Raw genomic sequence first — 7,172 nt, 5'->3', positions numbered from 1 at the left:
GGGGGTGCCGGGGGGGGGGGGGGGGAGGGCGACCGCGGTGGTCTTCTCTTCCGTCCTGTTGGGCTCTGTACTTGTTGTGCCGCCCGCCACGCTACTGGGTCAACTCGTCGGCTGGCGGGCCTCGTTCGCCGCGATGGGTGTCCTCACCCTGATCGTCTTCGGCGCGCTCCTCGCCACCCTGCCGCCGCTGCCGCCCCGGCAGGTCACCCGGCTCACCGTGCTGCGCGGCCTGCTCGGCACGGCCCGGGCGCGGGTCGCTCTCGTCGTGACGTTCCTGATCGTGACGGCCCACTTCGGCACGTACACCTACGTCACCCCCTTCCTCGCGGACGTGACCCACGCGGGCCCGGCGCTCATCACCGTGTTCCTGCTCGCCTACGGTCTGGCGGGCATTGTCGGCAACTTCCTCGCGGGCGAGTGGGTACGGCGCGCACCCCGGCCCGCCTTCGCGACGGCGGCGGGCCTGCTCGCCGCGGCGAACCTGCTCCTGCCGTCGCTGGGGGCGGGCCGGGCCGGCGCGCTCGTCCTGCTCCTCGTCTGGGGGCTCGCGTACGGTGCGGTGCCGGTCTGCTCGCAGACGTGGTTCGTGAACGCGGCGCCGGGCGCGCCCGAGGCGGCGTCCGTCCTGTTCACGTCGTCGTTCCAGGCGACGATGTCACTGGGCGCGCTGGCGGGCGGCACGGTCGTGGACGCGACATCGGCCTCCACGGCGCTGCCCCTGGGCGGGCTCGCCGCGCTGCTGGCGGCGGGCCTGGTACTCGGGATCAGGCCCGCGGACCGCAGCAAACAAGGCGGGACGACGTGAGGGGCTCAGGAGTCGGGGCTCAGGCGCGGTCGTGCCACGAGAACGCGGCGATCCGCCAGCCCTCCGGGGTACGGACGTACTGGAAGGCAGTCGTGCCGCCACCGCCGAACGGCTCACCGTCCAGGAGGCCGGACTTGCCGTACTCGCCGGAGCGCGACGCGATGTCGCCGCTGATCTCGGTCCGTTCGGAGATCTCCCACTCGTGGAACTCCGTCACCCGGCCGTCGGCCAGCAACTGTTCGCGCGGCTCGATGAACCCGTCCACGGTGTAGGCCTCGAAGTCCGGCCCGGCCTTGACGATCACGCCGCCCGGCAGCATCAGCCGACGGAGCCGGGCGAGGTCGGCGGCCCTGCCGCCCCGGTTGTCGAGACAGTCGAAGAAGTCGGCGGTCAGCGCATCGATCTCAGCCTTGGACATGCCGGGACCGTAACACCTGGAGTCTGGAGTATTTCCTCGGGGCCGTGCCACGGTGGCAGCCATGGATTGGACTGCGCCGGTCAGTACGGCCCTGGGTGGATTCATCAGTGTGGTCTCGGTGTTGGTGGCACATCGTGCGCAGTGGGGGAAGGAGGTAAAGAAGCAACGGCGGGAAGAGTTGCGGGCCGCATGTGTCCAGTTCTTGTCGGCCGTGACTCGGGCCAGGGAGCAGATACACCGCGCGGGCAGGGACAGCAGCGACGAGGAGAAGGTGCGTCGGGTCCAGGACGCGTTGGCCGATCACGATGTATTCCCCGCACGCATACAACTGCACCTGGTGGCACCGCCGGACCTCGCGGAAATGTCCCGTGAGCTCGTCCACCTGCTGATCCGCTACCGGGACGCGATGACCGGCGGGGAGCCGCACCAGGAGGCTGAACTCGCGTTCACCAACCATCGCAACGCGGTGACGCAGGCCATGCAGACAGCCCTGTCTTAACCGCCGCACACCTCCGCGGAGTTGATGGAGCCGCCCGCGTTTTCGTCGTCGGTGGCGAGGACGGCGTCCCTGGTGCCCGGCACGCACTCGACGGCCTCGATCTTGTGGCCCTTGAACTTCCGCAGCACCTCGGGGTGGCGGGCGACGCTCAGCCGTACCGTGCCGTGGCGGCCCACGGTGACCCGGCCCGCGTCCATGACCGCCGAGTCGAAGGGCCCGTCGTCGCCCGCATCCGACGCCGAGCCGACTATCAGACGGCCGCTCGCGGTGACCGAGATGTCCGAGGCGTGCCGGACGTTGCCGTTCGGGTAGGGCGCGCGCAGGCGGGCCGTGGTGACGCGGCCGAAGTCGGCCTCGCCGTACTCGTTGAAGGAGAAGGACGCCGCGTGGACCGTCGCGGGCCGCTCCTCGCCCGCTCCCCGGTCGGCCCAGACCGCCGCCAGCTTTCCGTGCCGCCTGGTCAGCGCGAAGCTCTCGTAGTCGTCGCCCTCGGCGATGGCGGGGAGCGGGGAGGTGTCCAGGACGCCGACCTCGGAGCCCTTCAGCTTCAGGTGGTAGACGAGCCCCCGGCTTGCCAGTGCCACGTACTCGGTGGAGGTCCCCGGCACCGCCTCGATGGCCTCCAGGTCGATCGGCTCGGCCCCGCCCGTCCAGGCGAGGGGTTCGATCCGGGCCGAGCGGCCGGAACGGTAGGTGAGTTCGGCGACGCGGTTCTGGCCGGGCTTCTTGTTGTCGCGTACGACCAGGGCGTGGGCGGTGCCTCCCGTACGGCCGGTGAGGGCGAGACCGCTGATGCCGGAGTTGATGTCGTCGCCGGCCTGCTGCCAGCCGGGCGCTTGCGCGGGCGCCTGCGCGGGAGCCGCGGCGGCACCCGTACAGGAGAGGACGGCGGCACAGGCGGCGGCGGTGGTCAGCACGGTCGTTCGGAGGAACATGGGGATCTCTCACCTCGGTACGGGGGCTGTCCGTGGCGCGCGCAGGTGGACGCGCGTAGACGGGGAGTTGGGCGGGACCGTATCCAGTTCGACCCGCGGGAGGCAAGAGGAGAGAGGTAAGAGGCAGGAATAGACGCGCGGGGCGCACGTGGCGCCCCGCGCGTGGGGCGGGAGCCGGGGAGGGCCGGCCGCCGCCCGTTGACGGGCGGGCAAAATCACCCGATGTGGTACGGGTCGCCGTAGACCTTCCAGTCCAGCGGCGGGTCGAGGTTGAGGTTCCGCTTCTGCAGGAACACCCGCTGGGCGGTGTCGACCCGGCTGGTGTCCTCGTGCGCCTCCTCCTGTTTCATCGCCCAGACGCGGGCGTCGAGGAAGGCGTTCAGGTACGTCACCTCGTCGCCGCCCTGGGCCGGCGGCTTGGCCGAGCGCAGCGCGCGCTTACGGATGTTGCGGAAACTGGTGGAGTCGCCGCCGTCGCCGTGCATGACGATGGCGTCGTAGTAGCAGAACTGGCCGAGGGTGCCGACGCCGTCCGCCTTGCCCTGCTTGACGGCGGGGTTGAAGTAGACGCGGTCGCGCTCGTCGTTCTGCGCGGTGCGGAACGCCGCGTCCGTGTCGGCGGCCCGCTCCCAGTCGCGCTTGAAGTTCGGGTCGAGGCCTTCGTGCGAGTCGGTGCCGTCGACCTCGCGCAACGCCGGGAGGTACTTGGCCAGGACGTTCCCCGGCTTGCGCTGCGTGTAGAGCTCGACCAGGTCGAGCATGTCGCCGGTGCCGGAACAGAAGCCGATGATGCCCGCGGTGTAGCCGCGGCCGTCGTCGATGTCCTCGCAGTATCGATACTGCTTCTTCCAGTCCAGCGAGGAGTTCTCCGCGCTGCAGACGATCCGCATCGCGATCTCCTTCTTCGCCGGGTCGTCGAGCCCGCCGGCCGCGAGCCGGACCGGCGATGCCGGGGTCGGGGTCGCGTTCGCCGCCTGGGTGGCGAGGAGCGGGCCCGCCACGGCCGCGGCGCCCAGGAAGGCGAGCAGCGTGCGGCGGGTGGTGTGAGTGGTGCGCGGGCGTATGTGGGGGGTCTCCACGAGGGCCTCCAGGTAAGGGAGTTCATGGTTCCGCGTCGGTACCGCGTCTGTTAGTAAGGTTTCCTACCAGAGATTCGGTGTGACGTATACCCGTCAAGACGCGACGAGTCGACGATGCGGAATGGCCGGACCTCGCTCTGGCAGCGCGCCTCAGCGGTCCGTACGCTCCCCCTCGCTCACGCAATCCGCTCCAGGCGCCCGCAATGCGTTCCACGCACCACAGGCACTTCTCCAACCCCCCTCCTCAGAAACGGAATGGAGAACCATGGCCGGTGCACTGCTGCTGAGCGGCGCCATCGTGGCGCTCTTCGGCTCGACACTCCCCGCTCAGGACACGACCGCGATCCTCGATCCGCCCCCGGACAAGATCGTGATCGAGGTCGCCACGGTGAACGGTTCCGGCTGTCCCCTCGGCACCGCGGCCGTCGCCGTCTCCGAGGACAACACGGCCTTCACGGTCACCTACAGCGACTACCTCGCCAGGGCGGGCGGCGGCGCGGACCCCACCGCGTTCCGCAGGAACTGCCAGCTCAGCCTCATCGTGCACGTCCCGTCGGGCTTCACCTACGCGATCGCCAGCGCCGACTACCGCGGCTACGCCTCACTCCAGCAGGGCGCCAAGGGGACCGAGAAGGCGTCGTACTACTTCCAGGGCTCACCGCAGACGGCCTCGATCAGCCACCAGTTCAACGGCGCGTACACCGACAACTGGCAGGCCACCGACACGACCGACTGGGCGCAGCTGGTCTGGGCGCCCTGCGGGGTGAAACGGAACTTCAACATCAACACGGAGCTGCGGGTGGACGCGGGGACATCGGACCCGGCGAAGTCCAGCTTCATGACGATGGACTCCACGGACGGCGACATCAGCACGATCTACCACATGGCGTGGAAGGAGTGCCCCCGCGCGTGAAGCGGAGGCGGTGCCCCGGGGTCTCGCGGCCCCGGGGCACCGCTGTCCGCCCGTCCCTTACGGGGAGCTCAGCCGGTCGCGCACCCGCACGGCGATCTCGTACGTGTCGCCCGTCGGCCGGGTCGCGAGCCGGCCCGGGTCGCGGATCCACGCGTCCTCGACGGCGAACCAGTCGATCGTCCGGGGCGCGCGGTCCTCCGCGAGGGCGGTGCGCAGCTCCGTGAAGTACCGCTCCCAGCGCAGCCGGTATAGGCCGCCGACCAGCCCCGCCCACTCGCGGTTCGCGTAGTCGCGCAGCCCGGCGTCGGCGCCCGACCGCCCTCCCCACACCGTCACCAGCGACAGCTGGTCGTACGCGAGCCGCTCCCGTTCCGCGGCGCCGACGCCCCACGCGCGGGCGTCGGCCACCCAACGGCCCAGCAGATGGCGGGAGTCGGTGGCCAGGAGCCGGTCGAGCAGCTCCATCAGGCCGAGCCAGTCGCGGGTGAGCGCGTCGAATCCGGTCGCGTCCCCGGCGTCGTACGCCTTCTTGATGCGCGGAAGGAGGACGCGGCTGCGGTTGGACAGGGCCTGCCGGGCGACGTCGAGCAGATCCCTGCGGTACGCGGACGAGCCCCGCAACCCGCGCCGTACGGTCAGGAGTTCACCGAGGGCGGGCTCGAAGTCGGCCGGCTCGTACCGCATCTTCTTCGGCGACCAGGCCGCCGCCGACTCCGCGCCCAGGTCGGGCCGCGCACCGAAGAGACCGTCGGCGCCCTCGGCCCAGCCGTCGGCGCGGGTCGTGCCGTAGGCGGTGCGGCGCAGCACGTCCCAGGCCGCGGCCGCGTGCGGGTCGGCGGCGCCGTAGCGGACGGTCGACCAGGTGGCGAACCAGGCTTCGAGGTCCAGGTCGCCCGTGCGCCAGGCAAGCTCCGAGAAGAGGGCGAACGCGGCGGGGTTGTTGTCGGCCGCCTCCGGCATCAGCGAGATGCCGCGCAGGGTGCTGCCCTGCTTCGTGCGCCACTTCTCGAACAGCTCTGCCCAGTCAGGGGTGTTGGCGCCGAGCGTGGTGTGGCCGCCGAAGTTCCAGATGGAGCCGAAGGTGTACGGCGTCGAGCCCCAGTCGGACTCGCGGTCGGTGATCTCCGGGAAGCGGTCGGAGATGCCGTCGACGACGAGCATCCGGCGCTTGTCGACGGCATCCGTGATGGCCTTCGGCGGATTGTGCTGCCAGCCGAGGATCACCCAGGTCGCGCCGGGGTGCGCGGTGCGCAGGGCCTTCTCGACGCCCTTGGCGGCGTCACCGACGGGCACGTCGCCGGGCTTCCCGCCCTCGTGCAGGAGGTCCATCTTGTACATCGTGGACGGCCCGAACAGCTCGTCCTGGGCCCGGTAGAACGCGGCGGCGACCCGCGCGAAGTGGCCGGTGCGCGGATCCAGCCAGTCCGGTCTCGTGAAGCCGACCCACTCGACCTGCGGCACGGTCCTCGCCCCCGGATTCCTCTCCTCGAACCCGGGCGGGACGGTCCCGAAGTAGCCCGGCAGGACCGGCGTCATGCCCAGGTCGCGCAGCCGGTCGCAGATGCGGCGGCCGAGCCGGGCGCGGGCGTCGAGCAGCTGCCGCGACACCGGGTGCGGGAAGGCGGCCATGTTCTGCAGGAGCCACCACGGCTGGTGGGCCGGCGCGGGTATCCAGGCCCGCAACTCCGCGTCCGTGTAGCCGAATTGCCGGAGGGAGCGGTGGTAGACGGTGTCCGCGCCGGCGTAGACGAGGACCTCGTTGTAGCCGTGCAGGGCGAGCACGTCGATCTCGTGCTCCCAGTAGGCCCAGTCGTGATAGGCGCCGGTGTAGCCGTCGTTGGTGTCGTTGAGGACGAAGCGGTGCGGGGTGTTGGCGGCGCCGGTGAGGGGCGTCGCCGGGGCGGGGAGCCGGTCGGGCAGGTGGTCGGTGCTGCTGCCGGCCCAGGTGATGTCGGCGTGCGTGACCCGCGTCAAGTAGTGACGCAGGCCGACGAGTTGGGTGGCGGGATCGGTCGCCGTGACGGTGATGCGGCCGCGCTCGCCGGTGACGTGGAAGGAGTCGTCGGCGCCCGGCTGCTTCGGGGCGGTCCGGAACGTCAGCTGCTCCCCGTGGCGGGGGAGCAGGCGCCGGGCCGCCTCCGCTGCGGCCGTGCGGCGCGGGGCGGGCATGCCGTCGGCCGGGGTGCCGGAGCAGGCGACGGCGGCGGCACCGGCGGTGCCGGCGAGTCCGGTGAGGAAGGTGCGGCGGGGGAGAGGCATAGGGGCTCCGTCGGTGGGAGGGGTGCCGAGGGGTGTCTTCCCCCGGGCCGGCCGGTCGACCCGTGGTGATCCTCCGGGTCCTCCGGGCCTTCCGGGGGGTGAGGTTCGGCCTCGTACATCGCGGATACATCGGATCGGTGGCAGATCAAGGGCGGAACGATGACGGCTCAATGGTGGCCCCGGCCGGGTAAATCGCGCCAGAGCGACGGGAGTTGGGCCCATTGACATCCGATGTATTCCTCCCTACGTTCCCGAGCGACCCCC

General features: G+C 71.2%; 7 protein-coding genes. 3 read left to right on the top strand and 4 right to left on the bottom strand.

Features of this window, described 5'->3' with window-relative positions:
* The first annotated feature begins 4 nt into the window (after positions 1 to 4).
* Positions 5 to 805, top strand: coding sequence for an MFS transporter (locus ACZ6CV_RS32940; RefSeq protein WP_469255008.1), 801 nt, complete (start codon positions 5 to 7; stop codon positions 803 to 805).
* A gap of 19 nt (positions 806 to 824) precedes the next feature.
* Here the strand turns inward: ACZ6CV_RS32940 and ACZ6CV_RS32935 are convergent, their stop codons facing one another.
* Positions 825 to 1,223: a nuclear transport factor 2 family protein gene (locus ACZ6CV_RS32935; protein WP_469254998.1), complete on the bottom strand. Its 399-nt coding sequence runs from the start codon at positions 1,221 to 1,223 to the stop codon at positions 825 to 827.
* A gap of 202 nt (positions 1,224 to 1,425) precedes the next feature.
* Here ACZ6CV_RS32935 and ACZ6CV_RS32930 point away from each other — a divergent pair, with 202 nt between their 5' ends.
* On the top strand, positions 1,426 to 1,722 hold the full coding sequence (locus ACZ6CV_RS32930) for a hypothetical protein (protein ID WP_469254997.1): 297 nt from the start codon (positions 1,426 to 1,428) through the stop codon (positions 1,720 to 1,722).
* Here the strand turns inward: ACZ6CV_RS32930 and ACZ6CV_RS32925 are convergent.
* Complete coding sequence (locus tag ACZ6CV_RS32925) at positions 1,719 to 2,657, bottom strand: hypothetical protein (RefSeq protein ID WP_469254996.1); 939 nt, start codon at positions 2,655 to 2,657, stop codon at positions 1,719 to 1,721. The genes ACZ6CV_RS32930 and ACZ6CV_RS32925 overlap by 4 nt on opposite strands.
* A 215-nt stretch (positions 2,658 to 2,872) precedes the next feature.
* Positions 2,873 to 3,736: a chitosanase gene (locus tag ACZ6CV_RS32920; RefSeq protein ID WP_469254995.1), complete on the bottom strand. Its 864-nt coding sequence runs from the start codon at positions 3,734 to 3,736 to the stop codon at positions 2,873 to 2,875.
* Positions 3,737 to 4,001: 265 nt separating this feature from the next.
* Here ACZ6CV_RS32920 and ACZ6CV_RS32915 point away from each other — a divergent pair, with 265 nt between their 5' ends.
* On the top strand, positions 4,002 to 4,649 hold the full coding sequence (locus ACZ6CV_RS32915; protein ID WP_469254994.1) for a DUF4360 domain-containing protein: 648 nt from the start codon (positions 4,002 to 4,004) through the stop codon (positions 4,647 to 4,649).
* Positions 4,650 to 4,706: 57 nt separating this feature from the next.
* On the opposite strand, the gene ACZ6CV_RS32910 is transcribed toward ACZ6CV_RS32915, so the two are convergent.
* Positions 4,707 to 6,908, bottom strand: a complete 2,202-nt coding sequence (locus ACZ6CV_RS32910; protein ID WP_469254993.1) for an alpha-N-acetylglucosaminidase — start codon at positions 6,906 to 6,908, stop codon at positions 4,707 to 4,709.
* Positions 6,909 to 7,172 lie beyond the last annotated feature (264 nt).

Source organism: Streptomyces sp. NPDC041713 (genome assembly GCF_055591085.1).
The sequence above is the reverse complement of the archived record's forward strand: the minus strand, read 5'-3'. Positions and strand labels throughout refer to the sequence as shown.